Origin of the sequence: Trichococcus pasteurii, assembly GCF_900112935.1 — a bacterium.
Taxonomy (GTDB): domain Bacteria; phylum Bacillota; class Bacilli; order Lactobacillales; family Aerococcaceae; genus Trichococcus; species Trichococcus pasteurii.
The window spans coordinates 55,443-80,710 of record NZ_FONM01000002.1 but is presented as its reverse complement, the minus strand read 5'-3'; the positions used below and the strand labels follow the sequence as shown (position 1 = coordinate 80,710).

Genomic DNA, 25,268 nt, shown 5'->3' with positions numbered 1-25,268 from the left:
TCAGTTTCAGTACGAAATAGGAGATAGCCTTTTTTGTTTGATGAAATGTTTTCCATGTTTCTGCAGAAAAAACATATCATCATTTTCTCTTTTTGGTGAGCTGATATAGCGCTTTTCTGGCGAGATTATCGGCTCCTTTGTTTTCCTTTTCCGGAATCCATTCCAAGTAAAAATTGGTGAACGCAGGCAATTCCCGCAAAGCCTCTTCCAGCAAAAGCTTATGCTCCGCTTTTTTGGTATACTTTTTCCTGATCGATTCGGCAACAAGTTTACTGTCAGTGTAACAAAAAACGAGCTGGTCCTGTTTGTTGTGTGCTTTCAGATGACGCAATCCATACAGGAGCGCTTCGAATTCGGCACGATGATTATCCATTCTGTCTTCTAAAGGCAGACCTATCTGCTCCTGTACGCCGTCCTCTACGATCAAAATCCCGATGGCAGCATACCCTTCTCTTCCGGTGGCCGCCCCATCCACAAATAATTTTATCACCTGTTCCACATCCTAAAAAACAAAGGTGAAAGGAAATCCTGAACGGATTCCCTTCACCTTTGCGGTTTACTGTGCTTTTTTTATGTTTCTGCCACGACCATCACATTTGTAGCCTGTGGTCCCCTTACGCCTTCAGCAATATCGAACTGAACGCGTTGCCCTTCTTCAAGTCTTTTGAAGCCTTCTCCAGCTATACCGGTAAAATGTACGAAAATGTCGTCATCCTGTTGCTCGAGTTCAATAAAACCATATCCCTTATCATTATTGAACCACTTTACTTTGCCAAATTCCATTGTACATCCTCCTTCAACACTCAATTCTTTGGAACTGCTTTCACAAAGACGGGTTACTCTCATTATAGAGAGGAAACCCAATCGAGTCAATTATTCCGATGAGCTCATTCAAAAAAACCAAAAAAATCGGCCAGCTTATTTTCCAATTGTCCGATTTTATCGCGGATGCTTTGTTCGCTTGCTTCCCCCGTCCACTCTGCTCCGTTGTAAATGCGGTAGAGCACATCCAACCACTCTGAAACGGATGGGATCGTCCTGTCTTCGAACGGATAAAGGAGGGAAAGTTGCATGAAGAAGGCATTCTCCATGGCATCCGCCAAAGTAGGATTTTTATTGGCGATTTCTTCCCGGATGTACGCCATTCCTTCTCTGTAGGTTTTTGACTCGATCAACGGAACAACTCCAGCCAGATCGACTTTTTCTTCGGCTCCGTCCAATCTGACAGTCAGCGATGGATGCAGCCCGCGCGCAAGAAATTGATGGATGATCTCTGTCTTGAGCATCCGATGGAGACTGTTGTTCATAAGCAAGCGTTGCGCGATCTTGCTGAATTGGTCATCCTCCAAATCCTTCAACTGTTGCGCATAGGCTTGTTGCTTATGGAAAGGCTGCGTATCGATGCTTTTTTCTGCCTTGAGTATTTCTGAACTTTTTTTCAGCTTCTTCTCTAAATTCTTCAGTTCTACTTTTTCGACTTCAGCTTCCAATTGCTCCAAGGCGAATTGGTGTTCCATCGACAGACCGAAAGTATTTTTTCGCGCTTCAATTTGTTCACGGGCCGAATCGAAAGCCCCGGACTGCATCAATCCTTTTAAGTACAGAAAATCGATGTCATCCACAGAAATGGAGGCTGCTATGTCCGGCCGCATTTCGGTTATCATCGCCAGGCTTTTTTCTGCTTGATCGGTCTCCTGCAGCAACATGAGGTAAAGCGGGAGGATGTCGTCCGCCTTCTTGATCGCTATGGCTTTGCCGATCCATTCTTCCGCAAGCTGCAGATTTCCCTCTTCGAATGCCAACAGTCCTTTTTTCAAGTATCCCTCGTAATTTAATGGAAAAACAATTTTTTCTCCCATTTCCATCACCCCAATCTAAGCTGATTTTCCTGTTAGGTCATTATAACACAAAAGCGAACGCGAAAAAAACCGCCCATACAGCATCAGCTGTGTGGGCGGTCCATAACAGTTCTTGAATCAATAGTTCCGGAATCGCTTCTGGCGTTGCTCGATCAATTCCGCTGGAGTCAGTTGCTTCAGCTCTTTCAGCTTGGCACTTAACTCCCGCTTCAGTTCAAGCATGACATCATCCGATTTGCGGGCCACTTTCCTGCGGGTTTCCATAACGATTTTGTCGATGACGTCGAGTGCAAAAAGGTCATCCGGCGTCAACTTCATTACTTTGGCTGCTTCATCGGATCGCGAGGAATCTTTCCACAAAATCGATGCAAAGCCTTCCGGGGACAGAACAGAATACATGGTATTCTCCAACATCCACACCTCGTTGCCCATCGCCAGCGCCAAGGCACCGCCGCTGCCGCCCTCGCCGATGAAGATGGCGATGAAAGGAACCGTCAGCTGACTCATCACCAAAAGCGATTCAGCGATTGCTTCACCGATACCTCGGTCCTCAGAGTCGACATCGCAAAAAGCACCTGAAGTATTGATGAAAGTAACGATTGGGCGATTGAATTTTTCCGCCTGTTTCATCAAACGGATCGCTTTACGATAGCCTTCCGGATGCGGTGATCCGAAATTCCGATAGACATTTTCAGTCACATCATGGCCTTTTTGCGTTCCGATGACGGTTACCGGCATGTCATCCAGCAGTGCGATCCCGCCCACGATAGCAGGGTCGTCCCCGAACTTTCGGTCACCGTGGAATTCAACAAAACCATCGCAGATGGCATGTATCATTTCTGTAGCCGTCAGACGGGAGATGCTTCTTGCAGCGGTGATAATTTCTTTGACATCCTTCACTGCACTTCACCCGCCTTTTCTGCAGGAGCATGGATCAGCAGGATATGCTGCAATGCCCTCTTCAAATCTTTTCTGGCCACAATTTTGTCGATAAAGCCGTTTTCCAGCACCTTTTCGGCTGTCTGGAAACCTTCAGGCAATTTCGCTTTGATTGTCTGCTCGATGACGCGCTTGCCGGCGAAACCGACAGTCGCCCCTGTTTCCGCAAGGATGATATCCCCTTGCATCGCAAAGCTGGCCGTCACGCCCCCAGTAGTCGGATCGGTCAGGACCGTGATGTACAACAGCCCTGCTTTACTGTGGTTGGAGACCGCAACGCTGACTTTCGCCATCTGCATCAAGGACATGATGCCCTCCTGCATTCTGGCGCCGCCTGAAGCAGTGAAGACAATGATTGGGAGCTTTTCAACCGTTGCGCGTTCAAACGCGAGCGTCAGTTTCTCGCCGACCACTTTCCCCATGCTTGCCATGATAAAGTTCGAATCCATCACACACAAAGCAACTTTATGCTTATTGATGAATGCCGCGCCGGTTACAACCGCTTCGTCAAGTCCCGTTTTTTCTTTGGCGATCTTCAATTTGTTCTCATATCCCGGAAAAGCCAATGGATTTTCTTCGGGCATTTGGGCGTTCCATTCATCAAAAGAACCTTCATCAACGATATTGGAAATGCGTTCATATGCCGAAATCCTGAAATTATAGGCACAATGCGGACATACTTTATCTTTCCCTAAATCCTTGCTGTAGATCGTTTTTTGACAATTCGGGCATTTTTCCCATAAGCCTTCAGGAACAATCGGTTTCTGATCGCCTGCTTTTGAAGCGGGAACTTGAGCTATCGGAATGTAAGGACGCTTACGAAATAATTTCATTTCCTCACCTCTAGTGTGACTTCTTGACTAATTGATTTATACACTTTCCTCTTCTTCAGGGGCCCAAGTCTTAAGGAACACATTCTGGAGATATTCCGTATCGTAATCTCCGGAAATGAAGTTGGGATCCTGCAGAATATCTTCCTGGAAGAATTGGTTCGTGTCGACTCCCTCGATGACCAGTTCCTGCAGCGCACGCCTCATTTTGGCGATTGCTTCACTTCTGTCGTCGCCTTTTGTGATGATTTTGGCGATCATCGAGTCATAGAATGGCGGAATCATATATCCGCCATACATGGCGCTTTCGACACGCAGTCCATTCCCGCCGCTAGGCAAGAACAGGTAGTCGATTTTACCGGACGAAGGTCGGAAGCCCAAAGCCGGATTTTCAGCGTTGATACGGCATTCGATCGTATGACCGGTGATGACAACCTCATCTTGCGTAAAGGACAAAGGCTCACCGCTCGCAATGCGCAATTGTTCTTTGACGATATCAATGCCAGTCGCCATTTCGGTTACCGGGTGCTCAACTTGGATACGCGTGTTCATTTCCATGAAATAGAAACGTTGTTCCGTATCGACGAGGAACTCGATCGTGCCAGCATTGGTATAGCCGACATGTTTGGCCGCTCGGATGGCGACGTCCCCCATGGCTTTGCGTGTTTCCTCAGAAATGAATGTGGACGGGCTTTCTTCCAACACTTTCTGATGATTGCGCTGAAGGGAGCAATCGCGCTCGCCCAGATGGACGACATTGCCGAACGAATCGCCTAAAATCTGCACTTCGATATGACGAGCCGGAGTGATGATCTTTTCAAGGTACATGCGGTCGTCCCCGAAGGCTGCCTTTGCTTCCGCTTTCGCTTGGCTGAAGGCTGCCTCCAGACCGTTTTCTTGGTAGACTTTACGCATCCCTTTACCGCCACCACCAGCGGCAGCTTTCAGGATGACCGGATAACCGATCTTCTCTGCTTGTGCCACTGCCTCTTCGTATGAAGAGATGTAGCCTTCGCTTCCCGGAGTGACAGGTACGCCTGCTGCTATCATCGTTTTGCGGGCATTTGCTTTGTTGCCCATCAGGTCGATGATGGTGGAAGAAGGTCCGATGAATCGGATATTCATTTCTTCGCACATTGTGGCGAATGCGCTGTTTTCCGAGAGGAACCCGAAGCCTGGATGGATGGCTTGGGCTCCTGTAACGACTGCTGCGCTCAAGATGCTTGTCATATTCAGATAGGAATCGCTCGCTTTTGCAGGACCGATACAAATAGCCTGAGTGGCCAGCTGTGTATGCAACGCTTCGCGGTCAGCTTCAGAATAGACCGCTACCGTTTGGATTCCTAACTCATGACAAGCACGAATGATCCTGACAGCAATTTCTCCTCTGTTTGCGATCAATACCTTAGTAAACATATTATCTACCAATGATGAATGTCATTTCAACTTCACAAACTTTTTTGTCTCCGACAAAAGCTTGTCCATAACCGATACCTGCAAATTTTTTCAATTTGACGATATCAACTTGAAGGCGTAAAACGTCTCCAGGAACAACTTTTTGACGGAATTTGACTTTATTCAATCCGCCTAAGTAAGCTGTTTGTCCCTTGAAATCAGGTAATGTCAACAAAGGAATAGAACCAGCTTGAGCCAACGCCTCAACGATCAATACGCCTGGCATTACTGGTTCTCCAGGGAAGTGGCCTTGGAAGAAAGGCTCGTTGATTGTTACATTTTTGTAGCAGACGATGTGTTCGCCTGGTGTCAATTCTTCAACTTTATCGATGAAGAAAATCGGATAGCGGTTTGGGATGATATCCATTACTTCTTGTGCGCTTAATAAACTCATTTTATTAGTCTCCTTTTATTAGACGATGCGGAACAGCGGTTGGTTGTACTCAACGATTTGTTCGTTTTCAACCAACACTTCAACGATTTCCCCATCAAATTCGCTTTTGATTTCATTCATAAGTTTCATTGCTTCCACCAAGCAGACGACGTCGCCTTTTGCGATGCTCTGGCCTTTAATGGCGTAAGGTTTTGCATCAGGAGTCGGTGCCAAGTATACAACGCCGACAATCGGAGAAGTGATGATCTTTCCTTCTTTTGCAGCAGCCGCTTCAGAAACGGCCTCCTTGATGTTTTGGACCGGAGCAGTCACTGCTGGAGTTGGAGCTGCTGCCGGAATGCTGTCGCTTGACTGCTGGTTAGATTGAACCAACTTATTTTTGGACAACAAGAGTTGAAAGTCGCCTGTCTGATAATGCAACTCAGTCAAGGTCGATTCATCGATCAAGGAAATCAGGCTTTTTACATCTTCAATATTCACGTATTAAGCCTCCCATTTTTTGAAACATAGTACGGCATTATGGCCGCCGAAGCCCAACGAGTTGCTCAATGTGTAGGTGACTTCTTTTTCACGTCCAACATTCGGAATGTAGTCCAGGTCGCAATTTTCATCAGCAGTTTGGAATCCGATTGTAGGAGGCATAAAATTATCCTGGATGGCTTTGACACAGGCAACCGCTTCAATACCGCCGGCAGCGCCCAGTAGATGTCCAGTCATGCTCTTTGTACTTGAGATAGCAACGTTGTACGCTTCTTCGCCGAATGCATACTTGATTGCAGCCGTTTCGCCTGAATCATTTGCAGGTGTGCTTGTTCCGTGAGCGTTGATGTAATCAACTTGCGCCGGAGTGATGCCCGCTTCTTTCATCGCTTGGATCATCGCTTTGCCAGCACCGCTTCCGTCAGCTGATGGAGCCGTCATATGATAAGCATCACAGGTGACGCCGTATCCGACAACTTCAGCCAAGATGTTTGCGCCGCGTGCCAGTGCGTGATCAAGATTTTCAAGCATCAAGATTCCCGCACCTTCGCCCATGACAAAACCATCTCTTTCTTTATCGAAAGGAATGGATGCACGGTCCGGATCAGTGTTTGTGGATAAAGCCGTCAATGCCGCAAAACCAGCGATGCCGATTTCGCAGACTGTAGCTTCCGATCCGCCTGCAAGCATCAAGTCCGCATAACCATGTTTGATGCTGCGGAACGCTTCTCCGATTGAGTTTGTCGCGGAAGCACAAGCAGTAACGATGTCCATGCTCGGTCCTTTAGCCCCGAATTTGATGGCAGTATTTCCTGCCGCCATGTTTCCGATCGCCATCGGTACGAACATAGGCGGTACGCGTTTCGGCCCTTTTTCATGCATTTTGATGATGCCGGATTCCATCGTGATGAAACCTCCGACACCAGACCCGATGGTAACACCAAAACGGTCCGCATCGATTTTCTCCATATCGATGCCGCTTTGTTCCACGGCTTGAGCTGAGGCTGCTACCGCATATTGCGAAAACAGATCCATACGCTTGTATTCTTTACGGTCCATATATAAGGTCGCATCGAAGTCCTTGACTTCGCCTGCGACAGAAATGCCCGTTTCGCTTGCATCAAATTTAGTGATGGACGTAATACCGTTTTTACCGTTTTTGATGCCGTCCCAATATTCAGTGACTGTATTTCCTAAAGGTGTGATAGCACCCATACCTGTAATAACAACGCGATTCATAATTATCCTCCTGTCTTACATGTACATGCCGCCATTGACACTGATGGTCTGGCCGGTAATGTAAGTATTCTCACTCAAGAAGACAGCTGTGTTTGCCACTTCTTCGGCTTTTCCAAATCGTTTCAATGGGATTTGCGTCAACATCTGTTCCTGAATCTTCTCTGAAAGAACATCCGTCATTTCCGTTTCGATGAATCCTGGAGCAATGGCATTACAAGTAATGCCCCTTGTTGCAGCTTCACGGGCGACAGATTTCGTCAATCCGATGATGCCGGCTTTGCTGGCAGCGTAGTTGGCCTGCCCTGTATTTCCTGTTTCACCGACGACGCTTGAAATATTGATGATGCTGCCGGCTCGTTGCTTCAGCATCAGCGGCAAAGCGTGGCGGATCATGTTGAAGGTGCCCTTCAGATTCACTTGATAAGTGGCATCAAAGTCCTCTTCATCCATGCGCATGATCAATTTGTCGCGGGTGATACCTGCATTGTTAACCAAAACATCAACGGAACCGAACAGTTCTTTGGCTTGGCTGACGATTTCTTTGGCAGTCTCAAAATCGCTGACATCGCCCAGGAGCGTTTTGACAGTTACGCCGTATGACTCCAGATGCGCAACTTTTTCTTCAGCAATCGGTTTGCGTGCATTAAGAACGATATTGGCTCCACGCTTCGCATACGCTTCAGCGATGGCTTCCCCGATTCCTCTTGAACTACCAGTGACGATGACCGTCTTTCCTTTTAAATCCAAGACTATCCCTCATTTCTTGTCTGATCTTCTCATTTTTGTAATGCTTCAAGGGTCTTGTTGAGGGATTTCAAATCCTCCACATTGTATACAGCGACCTCTTTATTGATTTTTTTGATGAATTTGCTTAAAGTCGTGCCCGGGCCGACTTCCACGAAAGTGTCCACACCCAGTTCAACCAGCTTGCGGACGCTGTCTTCCCATAATACCGGCGATTCGATCTGACGCACCAAAAGACCCTTGATGGCGTCTCTTGCTACGATGGTCGCTTCGGTATTGCCTACGACAGGAATCTTAGGCTCATCGACAATCACTTCAGACAAAGCCACTTCCAATTTTTCCGCTGCAGGATGCAACAGAGCCGTATGGAAAGGACCGCTGACGTTCAACGGGATGATGCGTTTCACGCCTTTGGACTCAAGAATCTCGATAGCTTTATCTACGCCTTCGATTTCCCCGCCGATGACGATCTGTGTCGGCATATTGTAGTTGGCAGGCGCGACATAAGCTGTCTCGCTTGCTTCCCGGCAAGATTCTTCGATGACGGAACGTTCCGCATTCATGACGGCAGCCATTTTGCCACGGCCTGCCGGCACTGCCTCGCTCATATATTTGCCGCGTTTCGCTACGAGCGAAATAGCCTCATTAAAAGAAAAAGCATTGGCTTTCACCAGTGCTGTATATTCTCCGAGGCTCAATCCTGCAACAAAATCTGGCTGAATTCCCTTTTCAGCTAGTAATTGATCAAGGGCGTAGCTAACCGTTAAGATTGCTGGTTGTGTATATTCAGTTAAATGAAGCTTGTCATTCTCTTGGAAACATAGTTCTGCAACATCGTAACCAAGAGTTGCAGAGGCTTCTTCAAAAACAGTGCGCACAACGGCATACTCGTTATAAAGTTCTTGACCCATGCCGAAATATTGTGCACCTTGACCACTATAGACAAAAGCTGTTGCCATTATTTCACCTCTATAAATTTGTTACTCAGCCCACAATTTAGCTTGAGCCAAAATAACTTGTTCGCATTCCGTCATATACTCTTGTATGATATCGTGACACGTTTGTTCCTTCGAAATCAAACCGGCAATTTGTCCAGCCATCATCGAACCGTAGTCTTTATCACCATCGACAGTCGCTCTTCTCAGAGCGCCTTTGCCCATTTCTTCAAGTTTTGCCAAGTCCGGATTTTCCTTGCTTGTCTCTTCTTTTTCGACTTGCAGATATTCTCTGGTCAATTTATTGCGCAACACACGAACAGGATGTCCGGTAATCTGACCGGTAATGACTGTATCGATGTCTTTCGCTCTAAGGATGGCATTCTTAAAATTTTGATGTGCATTGGATTCTTTGGCAACTACAAAACGGGTACCCACTTGAACAGCAGATGCGCCCAACATGAAAGCAGCTGCCATCCCGCGTCCATCTCCGATACCGCCGGCAGCGATGACTGGAATGGAAACGGCATCGACAACCTGAGGAACCAGGGCAAGTGTCGTTGTTTTTCCGATGTGTCCACCGGATTCCATACCTTCGACGACGACAGCGTGTGCGCCATCTTTCTCCATTCTTCTCGCTAAAGCTACTGAAGCCACAACCGGAATGACTGTGATGCCTGCTTCTTTGAATTGGTTCATATAACGGGCTGGACTTCCGGCGCCGGTTGTGACAACCTTAACGCCGGCAGCGATCACTGCTTCAACAATAGCATCGACATGCGGATTCAAAAGCATGATGTTTACACCAAAAGGCTTATCCGTCAATGCTTTCATTTTCGAAATTTTTTCATTCGCTACATCCACACTATCATGTCCAGTCCCGATAAGACCCAATCCACCAGCATTGGAAACGGCACTTGCCAAATCAGCATCCGCTACCCACGCCATTGCCCCTTGAATGATGGGATATTGAATACCTAATAGTTCACATAATTCTGATTTCATACAAGGCCTACTTTCCTTCTACTGCTTATTCTGCTAATTGAGCGTCAACGTATTTTACTAAATCTTCAACAGTGTTGATGCCTTCGTCTGATTCAATTTTGATGTCGAATTCGTCTTCGATGTCGTTGATGATTTGGAATAAGTCTAAGCTGTCTGCATCCAAGTCTTCTCTGAAGTTAGTTGCTAATTGTACTTCTTCTACTTCTTTGTCCAATTGGTCCACGATAATAGCTTGAATTTTTTCGAATGTCATAATAAATTCCTCCAAATATGTTTTTTAGTTTAATGATACTACGATGGCTCCCCAAGTGAGGCCGCCACCAAATCCTGTCATCAGCACCTTATCTTTGGTGCCGAGTTGAATTTCTTTAGATTGAACGAGCTGGTCAAACAAAATAGGTATACTGGCCGCCGAAGTATTACCCGTATCCGCAATGTTGCTGGCAAACAATGAGAAAGGTAATTTTACCTTTTTGCTGATTGCTTCCAATAAGCGGATATTGGCTTGATGAGCTATGATTTTCTTCAAATCGCCTTCGACGAGATTGCCTTTCAGCATTACGTCCCGGATCATATCCGGCACACTCCGGATTGCAAAATCAAAAATTGCTCTGCCATCCATCGTAAGGTAGGACTGCTCCTCTTCCGCGGTTCCGCTAAACGGACTTTTAAGTTTTTTTGTATCCGACACCAAGGCTCCATGGCGTCCGCCATCAGAATGGATGTCTTCTGCAACAAAACAGTCGTCTTCCGTTCTTTCCAACAATATGCCACCTGCACCGTCTCCAAACAGGACAGCCGTCGATCGATCTTCCCAATTGACTGCTTTCGACATTGTTTCTGCACCAATGATCAAGCCATATTGATATAAATTGCTTTGCATCAAATGGATCCCGGTGGATAAAGAATAAACAAATCCCGAACAGGCTGCATTGATGTCAAAACAAAAGGCCTTTGAAGCACCAATTTTCTCTTGAACCAGGCAGGCAGTCGATGGACTTCCAGCGTCCGCTGTCATTGTTGCCACGATGATGAAATCGATTTGATCCGCAGTAATATTTCTATCCTTCAGGATGTTAAGAGCGGCTTTGCTGGCTAAATCCGAAGTGTTCTCATCCTTCGAAATATGCCTTTGGCGGATGCCAGTTCTCTTGCTGATCCATTCATCGCTTGTATCCATGATTTTAGCAAGATCATCATTTGTGATGATCTGTTCAGGAAGATAATGTCCCGTTGCGCTAATTTTTGAACCCATTTTATCAACCCTGTTCCTTGATATTTTGAACTAACCCAAATAAGAAACCGTGAAGATTGTTTAGGCCTTTCAGCAAAACTTTCACTTCCTGATCTTCCATATCGCGAATGGTATTTTTTACCATCTCTCTATGGAACTTATCATGAAGACGATACAGTAAGCGTCCTTTTTTGGTTAATCCTAGTTTTACGACTCTGCGGTCTTTCTCCATCCGAATGCGTTCGACATACCCCTTTTTTACCAGAGCGTTTATGGCCACCGTCAAAGTTCCCGCAGTTATGTTCAATTTTTTTGCTACTTCAGAAGTTGTGTGTTCTTGATACATGCCGATTGCCTCGACAGTATGCATCTCCTTTATGGATAGATCAGAAAATGAACTGACACGCAATGCACCTTCTTCGATATCCAGCACTTCATTGAAGACAGCTACGAGATATGAGTTAATTTTATCTATGGAATGATCCAAAGATATCACTCCCCCTTTCGACGCCCAATCAAACCGCATTAGTTTGAAGGTCAAAATAGTTTGATGTTCAAACCTTTCGACTTTCAAACTATATAAAATTTTATACAACCTGTCAAGCATTTCGATAATAATTTTTCTCTAATATCTTCCGGTGTTGCAAGATTCATTGATTCTTCCCAAGTCAAACTGGTTGCGGCAATCTGCGGGATGAAAAAGCCGCCTGATACGGACTTCTGCAACAAAAAGAAGCGGCGATGATCGCCGCTCCTTTTCATATATGTATTAGTCAACTTTAACAAATTCTTCAATGTCTTTGAAATTCACAATCGTTTTATCCTCACAGATGTCCTTCATTGTGCCGGAGGATAAATCCCAATAAATTTCTACGACGGCGCTATTTGTCAATAATTTCCGGATTACCCCTACCATTTCCTGCTTGCGGAAGGTAAATTTTATTTCATCACCGATTTCAGGCCGTATAGATTCCTTGATGGCATCGACGACCTCCAAAGCCTGCTCATACGACACGCCAAGCAGATTCGCAATACGTGAGTTGCTCGTACCCTTACGTAATTCGCTCTCAATCATGGTTTTCGTTTCGTTAGTAATATTTCGTACCATTTCCATTATCGCCTCACTTTTAAGAACCAGGAACTACAACAGACTTACAAGTAGTAGTATACCACACTTTCCGTAATTTAGCCTAAATTTCCAATTATTGCCTTTAACATCGGAATATATCTTTCAAATTATTGACTGGTGCCCGCAATTTCATTCTAAATAGGTATTAATTATCTGCTCGCTATGAGGTATAATGAGGATGTGAAGATTTTAACATTCTGTTTAGGAGGGATTTATGATGTTGAATGATCTTATTACAATACTGAAATATGAATACACGGTTCATCCAGGGGAATATTTCAATGTGGATACTTACTGGGTAAAGAGCATGTCTGAAGTGAAGACTGTCATCATCGACCAGGATCATGTATTCACGAAAATGGTAAGTTTTTATCCCAAAAATTTTGTCATTTATTTGGAGCAGTTCCCAGACCAGAGCATCTACCGCACCAACTTCCCGTTGAAAAAAATTGAGAACAGCGATTCGCATGAGGTTGTTTTCGACGAAACGACAAAAAACGTCTTTGAATATCTGGATTGATTTCATGAAACTTCAAAATCATTGCCACAGAAAAAGCCCGTTGCAAGGATCAGATCCTTGCAGCGGGCTTTTTAATTTTTTTTATACGTCTCAAGAGAGATTCGAACTCCCGACCGTTCGCTTAGAAGGCGAATGCTCTATCCGGCTGAGCTATTGAGACAAAATTCATATTCGGCAAAACAAATTTGGAGCAGTTTCAAACCGGTGTCACAAGAAATGATTATACAGCAAACCATTTAAGTTGTCACCATAATTTTGACTATTTCCCAAAAAATATTTCACTGTTGCAACAAAGAGACAATTTTATCGCGTTCTTCATCCACTGCCCGGACCATCAGGCTGCCCTGAGAAAAAAAACGTCGCATCCGCTTCATCACGAATGCAACCGTTTCTCTGTCATGGACTTATGATCCTGAAAACAGATATGACGTCTCAAGAGAGATTCGAACTCCCGACCGTTCGCTTAGAAGGCGAATGCTCTATCCGGCTGAGCTATTGAGACAAAATTTTGAGCCATCAGAACGACTCACAACATTTAACAGTATAGGCGATAACCAGCTCAAAGTCAATACTATTTCGCAGGAAGGTTCTGAGTTTTTGCTGCTTTTTGAGTTCCTTATTTCCAAAAAAGTGATTTTCGGGCTGAGTGTACATTAAACTCAGCCCGAAATCACAACTCATTGTGCGAAAAACGTATCCTTCACTGCTGCTGTTACTGCCAATTTGACGTGTTCATAGGTCAGTCCGCCCTGCACGTAGAGCAGATAAGGCGGTCGGATCGGGCCATCTGCCGTCAATTCCAAGCTTGCGCCCTGAATGAAGGTTCCGGCGGCCATGATGACATCATCTTCGTAACCGGGCATATAGGCCGGAATCGGTTTGACCGTTGCGTTCACCGGGGAATATTTCTGTATCGTCTGAGCAAAAGCAATCATAGCTTCCTTGCTCGGCAATGCGACCATCTGGATCAGATCAGTGCGTGGGCTGTCCCAAGCAGGGGTGGACGATACGCCGCACTCCTCCAGCAATCCAGCTGTATAGACAGCGCCCTTCACCGCTTCACCGACAACATGGGGCGCCAAAAACAAACCTTGGTACATCTCCAAAAGGCTGTAGAGTGAGGCTCCCGCTTCACGGCCGATACCCGGAGTTGTCAAACGGTACGCACACCGTTCGATCAGGTCTTCCCGGCCGGCGAGGTAACCGCCCATCTTTACGATGCCGCCGCCCGGATTTTTGATGAGGGAGCCGGCAATCAGGTCGGCTCCGACTTCAATCGGCTCCAGTGTTTCGACAAATTCCCCATAGCAATTGTCGACAAAAAAGACGGTTTCCGGACCCACATGCGGTCGGATTGCTGCAATCATCTCCTTAATTTCGTTTATTGTAAAGGAGGGTCTTGCTGCATAGCCGCGGGAGCGTTGAATCGCGATCATTTTTGTTTTTGGGCTGATTTTTTCCAGGACCGTCGGAATGTCCACTTTGCCGTCCGCACACAGATCGATATGCTGATATGCGATATTGTACTCTTTCAGGGAGCCGATCCCGTTCCCGGTAAGACCAACAATATCCAATAGCGTATCATATGGCGTTCCGGTCACGTACATCAATTCATCTCCGGGGCGCAGAACTCCGAAGAGCGCAGTCGAGATAGCGTGTGTTCCGGAAATGATTTGTGGCCTGACCAAAGCGGCTTCAGCCTGAAAAACCTCCGCATAGACTTTCTCCAGCGTATCGCGGCCGTCATCGTCATAGCCATAGCCGGTGCTCGGGTTAAAATGGTAATCGCTGACACGGTGCTTCCGGAAAGCTTCCAGCACCTTGCCTTGATTCGATAAAGCCTTCTCCTGTATCTCTTTAAAAACGGGCTGGATTTTGTTGTCCACTTTTCCGACTAATTCCGCCAGCATTTCTTCTTTATTCGTCACTTGCATCCGTTGCTTTGTCTCCTAACCACTTTGAATTGCTTTTAGCGTACCCTCTTAAGCGGTATGCGTTGGTTTCTTCTATGTATTCGATCGATTCTACAAAGGTCTCTTGCTGCATCTTATTCATCGTCCGGGCTTCAGGGCCGCTTGCATCGATGTCCTTTGTATATGGGACCAACATTTTGGCGATTTCATCCCAGAGGAAGTCCTTCAATCGGTTGATGTCGCCATCATCAAGCGCGGAAATAACGATGTTCGGGAAGAGTCGCGGCTGGAAATCCGGACCGGCAAGATCCCGTTTGTTGTAGATCGTCAACATCGGTGTTTTGTCCATATCCAGATCCTTCAGCAGCGCCAAGACGGTTTTTTCATGCTGATCGATGAAGGAAGTCGAAGCATCCACCACGTGCAAAAACACATCCATATTGCGGCTCTCTTCCAAGGTCGAATGGAAGGCATGGATCAACTGTGTCGGAAGATCCTGGATAAAGCCTACGGTATCGGTTATGGTAGCCTGGAATTGGTTCGGCAGCGTCAGCTTCCTTGTCAAAGGATCCAGAGTCGCAAACAGCTTGTCCTCTTCCAACGTTGCTGCATCGGTCAAACGGTTGATGATCGTCGATTTGCCTGCATTCGTGTAACCGATCAATCCGATCTGGAAGACTTCGCTGGCATGGCGTTTTTCTCTTGCCCTTTGGCGGTGCAACTCTGTTTCTTCCAATGTTTTTTTGATTTCCTGCATCTGACTGTGGATGTGTCTGCGGTCGGTCTCGAGTTTTGTCTCACCTGGTCCTCTTGTTCCGATCCCCCCGCCCAGACGGGATAAATTAACGCCTTGACCCATCAAACGCGGCAACAGGTAACTCAACTGCGCTAAGGCAACCTGAAGTTTCCCTTCTTTACTGCGGGCGCGCATCGCAAAAATGTCCAATATCAACTGGACCCGGTCGATGACCTTACAGTCGACAGTCTCTTGGATGTTGCGTACCTGCTTAGAAGAGAGCTCCTGCTGGAAAATGACGGTATCCGCCTCAAGTTCTGCACACAAATTCACCAGCTCTTCCACTTTCCCTTTGCCGATGACGGTCCGCGAATCTTTACGTTCCCTCTTTTGGGTCAATACGCCGACAACTTCCCCTAACGCGGTTTCGGTCAATTCAGCCAGTTCCCTCAGTTCATATTCAAAGGCTTCATCTGTTTGATTCGTCTGAACGTTCACCAGAATTACTTTTTCTTTCGTATTTTCCATAGAATTTCCAACTTTCTTTATTCGTTCTTTCTCATCTATTAGGCTAAGAACGACTCGACTAATTCTTCGATTTTCTGCATCTCGTGGTCATTCTGAACCAAGTCAAACCAATGGATGCCGCTCATTCTGTTCCGGAACCAGGTCAACTGCCGTTTGGCATAGCGCCTTGAATTTTGCTTCAGCTGCTCTGCGGCTTCTGCAAATGTGACTTCACCATTGAAATAACCGAACCATTCTTTGTAGCCGATCCCTCTTGTAGCCTGCGTCTTGGCGGGCAATTGCCTGTCAAAAAGAGCGTTCGCTTCTTCAACCAGACCATTAGCGACCATCAGATCCACGCGTCGGTTGATGCGATCGTAAAGGATGCTGCGCTCGGTGTCAAGTCCGATCAGCAGCGCATCATAATGAGGGTCTGCCTCCCGGTCGGCCTGATCCGAGAAGCGTTTCCCGCTGAAGTGGATCACTTCCAAAGCGCGGATCACCCTTCTGCTGTTGTTCGGATGGATCTGTTCAGCCGCTTTGGGATCCTTCTCCTGCAATTGCCTCCATATATGCATGGCATCGGTCCGTTCCAGTTCAGCTTCCAGTTGTTTCCGGTAGTGAGGATCTTCGGCAGCCACCCCGCCGAACTGCATATCAAACAAAAGTCCTTCTATATAAAGTCCCGAACCTCCGACGACAATCGGAAGCTTGCCTCTTGCCAGAATCGACTCGATGGCCTGTCTCGCGTCCCTTTTGAAATCGGACGCAGTGTAGTCCTGCTCCACCGGAATGATATCCAAAAGATGATGCGGGATGCCTTCCGCCTCTTCCTCGGTCACTTTCGCCGTCCCGATGTCCAACCCAGCGTATACTTGCATGGAATCACCATTGATGATTTCACCATTGTATTTTTTTGCCAGTCGGATGCTCAGTGCAGTTTTCCCCACTGCTGTCGGACCGACAATGACCATGATTTTCTCTAACTTTTTCTTTGTTGTTTCAGACACCCTGAATCACCTTTCTCATTTGCAGTGCGCGTTCCGGATAATCCGTGATCATCGAATCGATATTTTTTCGCAGACAGACCTGCATTTCGACCTTCCGGTTCACCGTCCAAACGCGAAGCGGGATCTTTGATTGTTCGAAAGGGGGCAAACTGCGCAGTATCGAGAATTTTGGATGCCAGCCTTCCACGGCAATCCCTTCACCAAGATTCATTTGCTGCTTCCCTTTCTTGCTGAAAAGCAAGGCAATTTCCGATTCCCCGCGCAGCGCTTTGATTCTTTTCAAGGTTTCATAATGAAAACTGGAGTAGATGACCGAAAACTGGGCAAGATAGGGTTCTGCCAAAGCAAGCACCTTTTCTTCGATTGCGGGATACTGGAACACATCCGTCTTCAATTCGATGTTGAGGACGCCTGTAAAATGATTATCCGCCAATAGGTTCAATACCTCTTGAAGTGTCGGGATGCGGGCGTCACTGTATTTCGGATCGAACCAGCTGCCGGCGTCCAATTCCTTCAATTGCTGCAGCGTCATGTCTTTGATGTAGCCTTTTCCGGATGTCGTGCGGTCCACGGTCTCGTCATGGATGACCACGACCTCACCATCTTTGCTCAAATGGACGTCCAACTCTATGCCGTCGCTTGCAACTTTCAGAGCTTCCTGAAAAGCCTCCAGCGTATTTTCTGGCCGGGTTCCGCGACTGCCCCTGTGAGCGATGATTTTAGTGTATGCCAATCTCCTCAATCCTTCCGGTCTGCTCTACTGCGCAGTTTTTCTTTTACGCTTTGTTTTTTTCGGTATCGGCCAACTCCAGCAGTTCTTTCGCGTGAGCCAGTGAGAGTTCCGTGATATCGGTGCCTGCCAACATGCGCGCGACTTCGTTGATCCGTTCAGCCCCGAACAGCGGTTTGACATGTGTCTTTGTCCGATCGGCGATGATTTCTTTTTCTATATAGAGGTGCTGATCTGCCATCGCTGCCACTTGCGGCAGATGGGTGATGCACAGCACCTGCGAGTAGCTGGCCACCAAGTGGATCTTATTGGCTATCGCTTGCGCTACCCTGCCCGATACACCAGTATCCACTTCATCAAAGATGATGCTGGTGATGCCTTGGGTTTTGGTGAAAATGGCTTTCATCGCCAACATCATCCGGGAAAGTTCGCCACCGCTGGCCACCTTCGCCAATGCTTTCAGAGGTTCGCCGACGTTCGTCGCAATATAGAATTCCACCTGATCCAAGCCGTTATCCGTTATCGCGGTCTTCCCCGATTGTTCATGGAAAACAGTCTTGAAGAGAACTTTATCCATATACAGTTCCTTTAACTGCAATTGGATCTGTTCTTCAAGAACGACTGCAGCTTCCCTCCGGATCGCAGTCAGTTGTTTGCCGATAGCCATAACCTCTGCTTTTGCCTTGTTATAGTCCACGTTGAGTTTCTCAAGGTAGCTTTCCCGGTTTTCGATCAGGTCCAGTTCCTGGGAAATTTTACCGTAATGCCCAATCACTTCGCTGATTGTGTTTCCGTATTTCCGCTTCAACTGGCGGATCAATTCCAACCTGTTTTCGATTTCGTTCAAGCGGCCTTCATCGTAGGACAATTGCTCGATTTCCGACAGGATGTCACCCGCGCATTCCTGCAGTTGATAATACGCTGCCGAGACGGATGATGCGATTGTCTGATAGACAGGATTGATGTCCTGAACTTTTTCCAGTGCCGCCATGCCGAGACCGATTTTGTCGATGCCGTTTTCCTCGCTGTTCTGCAATGAATCATATGCACTGGTCAAAGCCTGCATGACTTTTTGGTAGTTGACGAGCAGGTTCCGTTCTTCTTCCAGTTTTTCATCCTCAGCAGGATCCTTCAATTGTGCTTGTTCGATTTCCTGGATTTGGAAAGTCAACAAGTCGATTCTTTGGACTGTTTCTTTCTCGTCTGTCTTCAGTTGGATCAATTGTTTGCGTGTATCCAAATATTTGGAATAGCTATTGAGGTAGGTCATTTTGACTTCTTTCAATTCATTCCCGGCGAACTGATCCAGTAGGTCGATATGTTTTTGCGGATCCATCAATTCTTGATGTTCGTTCTGTCCATGGATATCGATCAGGGTTTCCCCGACCTCGCGCAGAGTCGCAACCGTTACGATTGTGCCATTGACGCGGGAAATATTTTTGCCGTTCCGGGAAAGTTCCCGTTGCAGCAGAACTTGGTCCCCATCCGCCTCTATTCCATACGATTCCAGCACGGCCGCTGTCTTGGCGTTTTCGGGAATACTGAAAAGCCCCTGGATGACCGTTTTGTTTTCGCCGTGTCGAATCAAATCGTGGGACCCTCTTCCGCCTGCCAACAGACCGACGGCATCGATGATGATGGATTTTCCTGCTCCGGTTTCCCCGGTAAGCACGGTCATTCCCTCGTCAAAACTCACTTGAAGATTTTCAATTATCGCAAAATTTTTAATGGACAACTCTTGTAACATTCCGCATTCCCCTTCACAACGGTTCCTAAAATACCTATTTATCGGAAATTGAGATCGATTTGCTTTTCAGCTGCAGATAAGCCTCTTTGACCACTTGCGGGCTGTCGATTTCTGGAGAAATGATTCCCGGCGCATGGTCATTGGCCTGTAAATGGACCAAAAACTCGATGTTTCCGGTCCCGCCTGTGATAGGCGAATAGCTCAGATTCTTCACATCGAACCCGGTCAACGCGGCGAAATCCAAGATGTCCCGCAACACTTCATTGTGGACTGCCGGATCACTGACGATGCCTTTTTTGCCGATTTTTCCTCTTCCGGCTTCGAACTGCGGTTTGATCAGCGCAACGACATCTCCGCCGACTGCAATGATTTCCTTCAGAACCGGCAAAATAAGTTTCAGCGAAATGAAGGATACGTCAATGGAAGCCATCTCCGGCCTTCCTTTTTCAAAATCCGCCAATTTGCTGTAACGAAAATTCACCCGTTCCATCACGACAACCCGTTCATCCTGGCGCAGTTTCCAATCCAATTGATTGTAGCCGACATCCAGTGCATAACAGAGTTTTGCCCCATTTTGCAGCGCGACATCCGTAAAGCCTCCCGTCGAACTGCCGATATCCAAGAAGATTTTGTCCTTTGGATCCACTTGGAATAATCCGATGGCTTTTTCAAGTTTCAATCCGCCACGGCTCACATATTTCAACGTTTCTCCTTTTATATGGAGAGTTTTCTCGACGGAAATCTTTTCACCCGGTTTGTCGTAACGCTGGTTGTTTTCGTCATAGATTTGCCCGGCCATGATCAATCTTTTGGCTTTTTCACGGGAATCAGTCAAGCCCTGTTGTACTACAAGTAAATCCAATCTTTCTTTTTCCATGGTAATCTCCCGTTATATTCTGACGTAATCCATTAATTGGCGGAATACATCTATTTTATCCTCCGCACCGCTATAGGACAGTGCCACCCGATCCAAACAGCCTTCCGCTTGGCCGATGACGCTGTTCAGTTCCTGGATGGCTCCGCTTACCCCTAGCAGAGATGGGTATGTATTTTTGTTCAATGCGGCATCGTGATGGATGGTTTTTCCGGTCTCGGCCTCATCCAACACGACATCCTTCAGATCATTGTGGATCTGGTAAGCCAAGCCCAAGTGTCTGGAGAACTCTTCCATTTCGGTTGTGAATGGTTCATCTGCCTCCGCGACAAGGCATCCCGCCGTGACAGCGTATCTTATCAATGCGCCGGTTTTTTTCTCGTGCACTTGTTTCAACTCTTCTATTGTAAGTGCCTTCTTTTCGCCTTCAACGTCATCCATCTGTCCGGCTATCATTCCATTCGGACCCGAGGCTTTCGCCAATAAGCCGATCAGTTTGATTTTTTTGTCTGCCGAAATGGCGGTGGATTCTGCAAGTATCTCGAAAGCGGCCGTCAACAAGGCATCACCGGCAAGGATCGCCGTGGATTCTCCGAATACCTTATGCAAAGTCAAGCGCCCCCGTCTGTAATCATCATTATCCATAGCCGGCAGATCATCGTGGATCAAGGAATAGGTATGGATATATTCCAAAGCGGCTGCGGCGGCAAATCCATCCGTAATCTCGCCGTCTGCCAATGAAAGGGTCGCCAACACTAAAAGAGGGCGAATTCTTTTTCCGCCCCCCATTAAAGAATACGCCATCGCTTTGTGCAGATTTTCTTGCGCAGGCACACATGCATCCAATTCCGAATAGAGGTAATCATCGAACCGAGGCATCCATTCCGATTGAAATTCGTTAAGACTCATGTTCGTCATTCTCCTTCGGTCTGGACTGTCGGCTCTTCAAAATTCGCTTCCGAACCATCAGGGTTGACGATTTTCGCCAACGTTTTCTCAGCATTGTTCAAAGTGTCTTGGCAATACTTGCTGAGATCCATCCCGACCTTGAATTGCTCCAAGGCCTCTTCCAAGGGAACATCCCCTGCTTCCAGTCTTGTTACAATAGCTTCTAATTGGTTCATCGCTTCTTCAAAACTTACTTTCTTTTCGGCCATCATCATTTTTCCTCCACCACTTGTTTTACTTCTGCTTCGGCATAACCATCCGAAAAATTCACCTTCAATTTATCGCCGCTGTGCAACTCCTTGACGGATGCGACTACGTTGCCATCCCGAGTCGTGTAAGTGTACCCTCGCGACATGATCTTCAATGGACTCAACAAGTCCAACGATTGCATGACCGACGCCATGCGCATTTCCTTTTGCTTCAGATAGCGGTCCATAGCCCTGTGCAGCTCATCGGCAACCTGTTGTCTGCGATTGCCGGCCAGCTGCACTTCCCTCGCGGGATTGCGGTTTTCAAGGCGCAATTGCAGCCGTTGCAGCTCATTGGACCGCAGCTGGATCTGTTGCTGTATTTGAGTGATCAGGCGTTGCTGTACCTGGTCCGCTTTGATGGCATAGCCTTCATACATCCTTTCCGGTTGTCTGAAGATATAGGATTGCATGGCGCGGTTCAACCGCTGCTGCTGCATCGTGTGCAGATGCCGCATCTTTTGATAGAGTCTGTTGTCGATCTGATGGATATAGCGGATGACATCGCTCAATACCGGTACAGACAATTCTGCTGCTGCCGTTGGAGTAGCGGCGCGGACATCGGCAACAAAGTCGGCCAATGTCGTATCAGTTTCATGCCCTACGGAAGAAATGACCGGGACACTCATGGCTGCTATTTGCCGAACGACTGCTTCCTCGTTGAAGGACCAAAGATCCTCAATGGAACCGCCGCCCCGCGCAACAATGACAATATCAAAATCCCCTTTTTGCTCAATTGCTTGAAGATTTTTTACGATATTGGCAGCGGAATCCTTACCCTGGACAATCGTCGGATAGAGCACGAGTTGCACAATCGGGTATCTCCTTTTGACGGTCGTCATGATATCCCGAATGACCGCGCCACTTGGACTGGTCACAATGGCGATCCGATTAGGAAAGACAGGAAGCTTTTTCTTCGGCAGGGAAAACAAACCTTCGCGCGCTAATTTCTCCTTCAGTTCCGAGAAGGCTTGGTACAGAGCGCCGATGCCATCCGGTTCCATATGTTCTACCATGATATTGTAGGTACCGCCCGATTCGTAGACATTCACCCGTCCGATGAGCATGACCTTCATCCCTTCCTTGGGCTTGAAGGTCAGCTTGTCGAATCTGCCTTTATACATCACTGCTGAGATGACGGCATGGTCATCCTTCAGGCTGAAGTATTGATGGCCCGGACGCGGACGATAATTGGATATTTCACCAGTAAGGTAAACACGTTCGAGATAAGGATCGGCATCAAATTTTCTTTTGATGTATTTGGTTAAAGCGGTGACGCTTAGATAGACAGGTTCCAACTTTGTGCCTCCTTGATTATTTTGCTTTATCGATTGTTTGTTGCAACAGCATCGTGATGGTCATCGGACCGACACCGCCTGGCACTGGTGTGATGTGGCTTGCGATGCCCATTGCACCGGCCGTGTCCACATCGCCGATCAATTTGCCCTCCGCACTGCGGTTCATCCCTACGTCGATTACGACTGCGCCCTCTTTGATGAAATCAGCAGTGACGAAATGGCCTCTGCCGATTGCCGCAACCAGGATGTCGGCTTCTTTAGCCAATTCTTTCAGGTTTTTGGTGCGTGAATGGGCGATTGTGACTGTCGCGTTTTCGTTCAGCAACATGATGGACATCGGCTTGCCGACGATATTGCTCCGGCCGATAACCAACGCTTTTTTCCCTTCAAGCGCGATATTGTACTCTTCCAAAATTTTCATGATGCCGTACGGTGTGCATGGCAATGCTGATTCATTGCCCAGGAAGAAGTTTCCGACGTTCATCGGATGGAACCCATCCACATCCTTCTCGTAACGGATGGCGCGCAGGACTTTTTGTTCATCTATGTGTTTCGGCAAAGGCAACTGCACGAGAATGCCATGCATGCTGTCATCTTGGTTCTGCTTTTCAACTTCAGCCAGGAGATCCGCTTCGGAAATGTCTGCCGCAAGGCGAACGACACGCGAATTCATACCCATTGCTTCGGATTGTTTCTCTTTATTGCGGACATAGACTTGGCTCGCTTTATCCTCGCCGACCAAAATGACGCAAAGACCCGGGGTTTTCCCTTCCGCTGTCAATGCTGCTACCTGTTCTTTCATCTGATCCTGCATTTTTTTTGCTAAGCCTTTTCCATCCATGATAATCGTTTCCATTAATCAATCTCCTTTTCCTAGGTGTTACCGTTTATTTTACCATAATATCTTTGATTACGGTTAGAAAAGCGGGCTTGGTATACCCGAATTCATCAACTAAAAAAAGAAAACCCTTATGCCGAAGCATTAAGGATTTTCCGTTTTAGGAATGAGGTTTGACAATACACCATTGATGAATTTGCTCGATTGTTCATCGCAATAGAGCTTTGAAATTTCGATTGCTTCATTCAACGCTACCCTTTGAGGTACCTGTTCCGTATCTCCCAACAACATTTCATAAGCAGCAATCTGCATGATCAAAGCGTCGGCTTTGGCCAATCTGCCCACAGTCCAATTCTTCAGGTAAGGTTGGATCGCTTCATCGATCGCCGCTTGATTATCCAACACGCCATGCACCAGTGTGACCAAATAAGGATACTCCTGAATTTCGATATCCTCTTCGCTGTTCCATTCCTCTGAATCGCTCAGCAACGCTTGCTTGATTGCTTCTTCAGGGGTCAATTCTTCGTTCGTCTTCAATTGGAAAAGGGCTTGAAGCGCCTTTTCCCGGATTTCTCTTCTTGTTAAACGGGAAGTGCTCACGCATTCTCCCCCAATTCTGTATCCAAATCAAGATAAGTGTTGTCTTCGGATTTTGGTGCGACAAGGCCGACCACATGGACGTTCACTTGCGACACTTCAAGATTGCTCATGTAAAGGACTTGTTCCTTCACTTTTTCTTGCATATCCAAAGCGACTTTCGGCACGGAAGCCCCGTATTTGATGTAACAATACACATCAACCGACAAACCATTTTCATCGACTGTCAAATGTACACCTTTGTTATGGGCAGTGCGTCCCAACAATTCATTGACGCCGGTCTTGAATGACCCTTGCATCGCATAAACACCGTCTACTTCATTCGCTGCAATGCCAGCGATCACTTCTATCACTTCAGGAGCAATTTCAATCTCTCCCAGCGGAGCCGGACCGTTTGCTAAAGGAATGTTTGTTTCTTCCATCATCTGTCATTCTCCTTTCTTGGGAAACACTATGCGCGGGATACGTAAGAACCGTCCGTTGTGTTGACGATAAGCATATCATCCGCATTCACGAAGAATGGTACGTTGACCATCAATCCAGTCTCCATTTTAGCCGGTTTTGAACCGCCTGAAGCTGTATCGCCCTTGATCCCTGGCTCAGTTTCTTCCACGCGCAGGATTACTGTGTTCGGAAGATCGACACCGATTGTTTCTGATTCATACATCAGGATGTTGACTTCCATGTTTTCTTTCAGATAATTCAATTCGTACTCGATTTGGCTTGCATTCAATTCGATCTGTTCATAGTTTTCAGTGTCCATAAATACATAAGCACCGGAACTCTCGTAAAGAAACTGCATTTTGCGGTTCGCGATATGCGCTTTTCCGACTTTTTCACCCGCACGGAAAGTTTTTTCCTGTACAGCTCCTGTGCGAAGATTCTTCAATTTTGAACGGACAAAAGCCGCACCTTTACCTGGTTTAACGTGTTGGAAATCGACAACTTTCCATAACCCTCCATCAATTTCGATCGTTAGGCCTGTCTTAAAATCATTTACTGAAATCATTAATAATTCCTCCTGTGGCAGCTCATTTGAACTAAGTTTACCATTATTTT

The 25,268-nt window shown here is 46.8% G+C and carries 30 protein-coding genes and 2 tRNA genes; 1 reads left to right on the top strand and 31 read right to left on the bottom strand.

Annotated features, from left to right (window positions below; translation table 11 throughout):
• Positions 1-79: 79 nt before the first annotated feature.
• The 16 genes from BM184_RS02740 to BM184_RS02665 all read right to left on the bottom strand — a co-directional run bounded on the left by BM184_RS02740 (position 80) and on the right by BM184_RS02665 (position 12,222).
• Positions 80-490, bottom strand: a complete 411-nt coding sequence (locus tag BM184_RS02740; protein WP_177208513.1) for a ribonuclease HI family protein — start codon at positions 488-490, stop codon at positions 80-82.
• Positions 491-570: 80 nt separating this feature from the next.
• Entirely contained in the window at positions 571-783 is a 213-nt protein-coding gene (locus tag BM184_RS02735; RefSeq protein ID WP_086941339.1) for a cold-shock protein, read from the bottom strand.
• 104 nt (positions 784-887) lie between these two features.
• The gene (locus BM184_RS02730) at positions 888-1,859 is read right to left on the bottom strand and encodes a tetratricopeptide repeat protein (RefSeq protein WP_086941338.1); all 972 of its coding nucleotides are present in this window, start codon (positions 1,857-1,859) and stop codon (positions 888-890) included.
• Positions 1,860-1,976: 117 nt separating this feature from the next.
• Positions 1,977-2,759, bottom strand: a complete 783-nt coding sequence (gene accA / locus BM184_RS02725) for an acetyl-CoA carboxylase carboxyl transferase subunit alpha (protein ID WP_086941337.1) — start codon at positions 2,757-2,759, stop codon at positions 1,977-1,979.
• The gene (accD, locus tag BM184_RS02720) at positions 2,756-3,631 is read right to left on the bottom strand and encodes an acetyl-CoA carboxylase, carboxyltransferase subunit beta (RefSeq protein WP_086941336.1); all 876 of its coding nucleotides are present in this window, start codon (positions 3,629-3,631) and stop codon (positions 2,756-2,758) included. Before accD ends, accA begins: the two co-directional genes overlap by 4 nt.
• Positions 3,632-3,667: 36 nt before the next feature.
• Positions 3,668-5,044: an acetyl-CoA carboxylase biotin carboxylase subunit gene (locus BM184_RS02715; RefSeq protein ID WP_086941335.1), complete on the bottom strand. Its 1,377-nt coding sequence runs from the start codon at positions 5,042-5,044 to the stop codon at positions 3,668-3,670.
• A 1-nt stretch (position 5,045) separates the two neighbouring features.
• Complete coding sequence (gene fabZ, locus BM184_RS02710; protein WP_068559698.1) at positions 5,046-5,477, bottom strand: 3-hydroxyacyl-ACP dehydratase FabZ; 432 nt, start codon at positions 5,475-5,477, stop codon at positions 5,046-5,048.
• 18 nt (positions 5,478-5,495) lie between these two features.
• Entirely contained in the window at positions 5,496-5,957 is a 462-nt protein-coding gene (accB, locus tag BM184_RS02705) for an acetyl-CoA carboxylase biotin carboxyl carrier protein (protein WP_086941334.1), read from the bottom strand.
• 3 nt (positions 5,958-5,960) lie between these two features.
• Positions 5,961-7,196, bottom strand: coding sequence for a beta-ketoacyl-ACP synthase II (gene fabF / locus BM184_RS02700; protein ID WP_086941333.1), 1,236 nt, complete (start codon positions 7,194-7,196; stop codon positions 5,961-5,963).
• A 15-nt stretch (positions 7,197-7,211) separates the two neighbouring features.
• Positions 7,212-7,943 carry a 3-oxoacyl-[acyl-carrier-protein] reductase gene (fabG, locus tag BM184_RS02695; RefSeq protein ID WP_068559704.1) on the bottom strand — a complete coding sequence of 244 codons (732 nt, stop codon included), beginning with the start codon at positions 7,941-7,943 and terminating at the stop codon, positions 7,212-7,214.
• 29 nt (positions 7,944-7,972) lie between these two features.
• Positions 7,973-8,899, bottom strand: coding sequence for an ACP S-malonyltransferase (gene fabD / locus BM184_RS02690; RefSeq protein WP_086941332.1), 927 nt, complete (start codon positions 8,897-8,899; stop codon positions 7,973-7,975).
• Between the two features lie 21 nt (positions 8,900-8,920).
• Positions 8,921-9,880 carry an enoyl-[acyl-carrier-protein] reductase FabK gene (fabK, locus tag BM184_RS02685; protein ID WP_086941331.1) on the bottom strand — a complete coding sequence of 320 codons (960 nt, stop codon included), beginning with the start codon at positions 9,878-9,880 and terminating at the stop codon, positions 8,921-8,923.
• 25 nt (positions 9,881-9,905) lie between these two features.
• Positions 9,906-10,133 (bottom strand): acyl carrier protein, encoded by a 228-nt coding sequence (locus BM184_RS02680; protein ID WP_068622893.1) that lies wholly within the window; start codon positions 10,131-10,133, stop codon positions 9,906-9,908.
• A gap of 24 nt (positions 10,134-10,157) precedes the next feature.
• Positions 10,158-11,135: a beta-ketoacyl-ACP synthase III gene (locus tag BM184_RS02675; protein WP_086941330.1), complete on the bottom strand. Its 978-nt coding sequence runs from the start codon at positions 11,133-11,135 to the stop codon at positions 10,158-10,160.
• 4 nt (positions 11,136-11,139) lie between these two features.
• Entirely contained in the window at positions 11,140-11,601 is a 462-nt protein-coding gene (gene fabT, locus BM184_RS02670; protein ID WP_177208512.1) for a fatty acid biosynthesis transcriptional regulator FabT, read from the bottom strand.
• Between the two features lie 282 nt (positions 11,602-11,883).
• A complete protein-coding gene (locus BM184_RS02665) occupies positions 11,884-12,222 on the bottom strand; it encodes a DUF2187 domain-containing protein (RefSeq protein ID WP_086628185.1) in 339 nt (112 codons plus the stop codon).
• A gap of 235 nt (positions 12,223-12,457) precedes the next feature.
• Between BM184_RS02665 and BM184_RS02660 the strand changes: the two genes are divergently transcribed.
• On the top strand, positions 12,458-12,763 hold the full coding sequence (locus BM184_RS02660; protein WP_177208511.1) for a hypothetical protein: 306 nt from the start codon (positions 12,458-12,460) through the stop codon (positions 12,761-12,763).
• Between the two features lie 86 nt (positions 12,764-12,849).
• Here the strand turns inward: BM184_RS02660 and BM184_RS02655 are convergent.
• The 15 genes from BM184_RS02655 to efp form a co-directional block, all read right to left on the bottom strand.
• Positions 12,850-12,923, bottom strand: a tRNA-Arg gene (locus BM184_RS02655).
• 268 nt (positions 12,924-13,191) lie between these two features.
• Positions 13,192-13,265 (bottom strand) — tRNA-Arg (locus tag BM184_RS02650).
• 175 nt (positions 13,266-13,440) lie between these two features.
• The gene (locus tag BM184_RS02640; RefSeq protein WP_086941327.1) at positions 13,441-14,697 is read right to left on the bottom strand and encodes a methionine gamma-lyase family protein; all 1,257 of its coding nucleotides are present in this window, start codon (positions 14,695-14,697) and stop codon (positions 13,441-13,443) included.
• Entirely contained in the window at positions 14,681-15,940 is a 1,260-nt protein-coding gene (gene hflX / locus BM184_RS02635; RefSeq protein ID WP_086941326.1) for a GTPase HflX, read from the bottom strand. Before hflX ends, BM184_RS02640 begins: the two co-directional genes overlap by 17 nt.
• Before the next feature lie 38 nt (positions 15,941-15,978).
• On the bottom strand, positions 15,979-16,893 hold the full coding sequence (miaA, locus tag BM184_RS02630; RefSeq protein ID WP_086941808.1) for a tRNA (adenosine(37)-N6)-dimethylallyltransferase MiaA: 915 nt from the start codon (positions 16,891-16,893) through the stop codon (positions 15,979-15,981).
• 28 nt (positions 16,894-16,921) lie between these two features.
• On the bottom strand, positions 16,922-17,662 hold the full coding sequence (locus BM184_RS02625; RefSeq protein ID WP_086941325.1) for a glycerophosphodiester phosphodiesterase: 741 nt from the start codon (positions 17,660-17,662) through the stop codon (positions 16,922-16,924).
• A gap of 43 nt (positions 17,663-17,705) precedes the next feature.
• On the bottom strand, positions 17,706-19,406 hold the full coding sequence (gene recN / locus BM184_RS02620) for a DNA repair protein RecN (protein WP_086941324.1): 1,701 nt from the start codon (positions 19,404-19,406) through the stop codon (positions 17,706-17,708).
• 34 nt (positions 19,407-19,440) lie between these two features.
• Entirely contained in the window at positions 19,441-20,283 is an 843-nt protein-coding gene (locus tag BM184_RS02615) for a TlyA family RNA methyltransferase (RefSeq protein WP_086941323.1), read from the bottom strand.
• A gap of 12 nt (positions 20,284-20,295) precedes the next feature.
• On the bottom strand, positions 20,296-21,189 hold the full coding sequence (locus BM184_RS02610) for a polyprenyl synthetase family protein (protein ID WP_086941322.1): 894 nt from the start codon (positions 21,187-21,189) through the stop codon (positions 20,296-20,298).
• Positions 21,190-21,194: 5 nt separating this feature from the next.
• Positions 21,195-21,437 (bottom strand): exodeoxyribonuclease VII small subunit, encoded by a 243-nt coding sequence (locus BM184_RS02605; protein WP_177208526.1) that lies wholly within the window; start codon positions 21,435-21,437, stop codon positions 21,195-21,197.
• A gap of 2 nt (positions 21,438-21,439) precedes the next feature.
• Complete coding sequence (gene xseA / locus BM184_RS02600) at positions 21,440-22,774, bottom strand: exodeoxyribonuclease VII large subunit (RefSeq protein ID WP_086941320.1); 1,335 nt, start codon at positions 22,772-22,774, stop codon at positions 21,440-21,442.
• A 16-nt stretch (positions 22,775-22,790) separates the two neighbouring features.
• Positions 22,791-23,630 carry a bifunctional methylenetetrahydrofolate dehydrogenase/methenyltetrahydrofolate cyclohydrolase FolD gene (folD, locus tag BM184_RS02595; protein WP_086941319.1) on the bottom strand — a complete coding sequence of 280 codons (840 nt, stop codon included), beginning with the start codon at positions 23,628-23,630 and terminating at the stop codon, positions 22,791-22,793.
• A 126-nt stretch (positions 23,631-23,756) separates the two neighbouring features.
• The gene (gene nusB / locus BM184_RS02590) at positions 23,757-24,212 is read right to left on the bottom strand and encodes a transcription antitermination factor NusB (protein ID WP_086941318.1); all 456 of its coding nucleotides are present in this window, start codon (positions 24,210-24,212) and stop codon (positions 23,757-23,759) included.
• Positions 24,209-24,634, bottom strand: coding sequence for an Asp23/Gls24 family envelope stress response protein (locus BM184_RS02585; RefSeq protein WP_086941317.1), 426 nt, complete (start codon positions 24,632-24,634; stop codon positions 24,209-24,211). Before BM184_RS02585 ends, nusB begins: the two co-directional genes overlap by 4 nt.
• A gap of 26 nt (positions 24,635-24,660) precedes the next feature.
• Entirely contained in the window at positions 24,661-25,218 is a 558-nt protein-coding gene (gene efp, locus BM184_RS02580; RefSeq protein ID WP_086941316.1) for an elongation factor P, read from the bottom strand.
• Positions 25,219-25,268 lie beyond the last annotated feature (50 nt).

Coding starts and splice junctions, on each gene's coding strand:
- BM184_RS02735 (WP_086941339.1), bottom strand. CDS start 783: ATGGAATTTGGCAAAGTAAAGTGGTTCAATAATGATAAGGGATATGGT.
- accD (WP_086941336.1), bottom strand. CDS start 3,631: ATGAAATTATTTCGTAAGCGTCCTTACATTCCGATAGCTCAAGTTCCC.
- fabD (WP_086941332.1), bottom strand. CDS start 8,899: ATGGCAACAGCTTTTGTCTATAGTGGTCAAGGTGCACAATATTTCGGC.
- efp (WP_086941316.1), bottom strand. CDS start 25,218: ATGATTTCAGTAAATGATTTTAAGACAGGCCTAACGATCGAAATTGAT.
- BM184_RS02610 (WP_086941322.1), bottom strand. CDS start 21,189: ATGAGTCTTAACGAATTTCAATCGGAATGGATGCCTCGGTTCGATGAT.
- recN (WP_086941324.1), bottom strand. CDS start 19,406: ATGTTACAAGAGTTGTCCATTAAAAATTTTGCGATAATTGAAAATCTT.
- BM184_RS02680 (WP_068622893.1), bottom strand. CDS start 10,133: ATGACATTCGAAAAAATTCAAGCTATTATCGTGGACCAATTGGACAAA.
- fabF (WP_086941333.1), bottom strand. CDS start 7,196: ATGAATCGCGTTGTTATTACAGGTATGGGTGCTATCACACCTTTAGGA.
- BM184_RS02660 (WP_177208511.1), top strand. CDS start 12,458: ATGATGTTGAATGATCTTATTACAATACTGAAATATGAATACACGGTT.
- BM184_RS02665 (WP_086628185.1), bottom strand. CDS start 12,222: ATGGTACGAAATATTACTAACGAAACGAAAACCATGATTGAGAGCGAA.
- folD (WP_086941319.1), bottom strand. CDS start 23,630: ATGGAAACGATTATCATGGATGGAAAAGGCTTAGCAAAAAAAATGCAG.
- BM184_RS02675 (WP_086941330.1), bottom strand. CDS start 11,135: ATGGGTTCAAAAATTAGCGCAACGGGACATTATCTTCCTGAACAGATC.
- fabK (WP_086941331.1), bottom strand. CDS start 9,880: ATGAAATCAGAATTATGTGAACTATTAGGTATTCAATATCCCATCATT.
- BM184_RS02605 (WP_177208526.1), bottom strand. CDS start 21,437: ATGGCCGAAAAGAAAGTAAGTTTTGAAGAAGCGATGAACCAATTAGAA.
- hflX (WP_086941326.1), bottom strand. CDS start 15,940: ATGGAAAATACGAAAGAAAAAGTAATTCTGGTGAACGTTCAGACGAAT.
- BM184_RS02730 (WP_086941338.1), bottom strand. CDS start 1,859: ATGGGAGAAAAAATTGTTTTTCCATTAAATTACGAGGGATACTTGAAA.
- BM184_RS02615 (WP_086941323.1), bottom strand. CDS start 20,283: ATGGAAAAAGAAAGATTGGATTTACTTGTAGTACAACAGGGCTTGACT.
- fabZ (WP_068559698.1), bottom strand. CDS start 5,477: ATGAGTTTATTAAGCGCACAAGAAGTAATGGATATCATCCCAAACCGC.
- miaA (WP_086941808.1), bottom strand. CDS start 16,893: ATGGTCATTGTCGGTCCGACAGCAGTGGGGAAAACTGCACTGAGCATC.
- BM184_RS02715 (WP_086941335.1), bottom strand. CDS start 5,044: ATGTTTACTAAGGTATTGATCGCAAACAGAGGAGAAATTGCTGTCAGG.
- BM184_RS02585 (WP_086941317.1), bottom strand. CDS start 24,634: ATGATGGAAGAAACAAACATTCCTTTAGCAAACGGTCCGGCTCCGCTG.
- BM184_RS02640 (WP_086941327.1), bottom strand. CDS start 14,697: ATGCAAGTGACGAATAAAGAAGAAATGCTGGCGGAATTAGTCGGAAAA.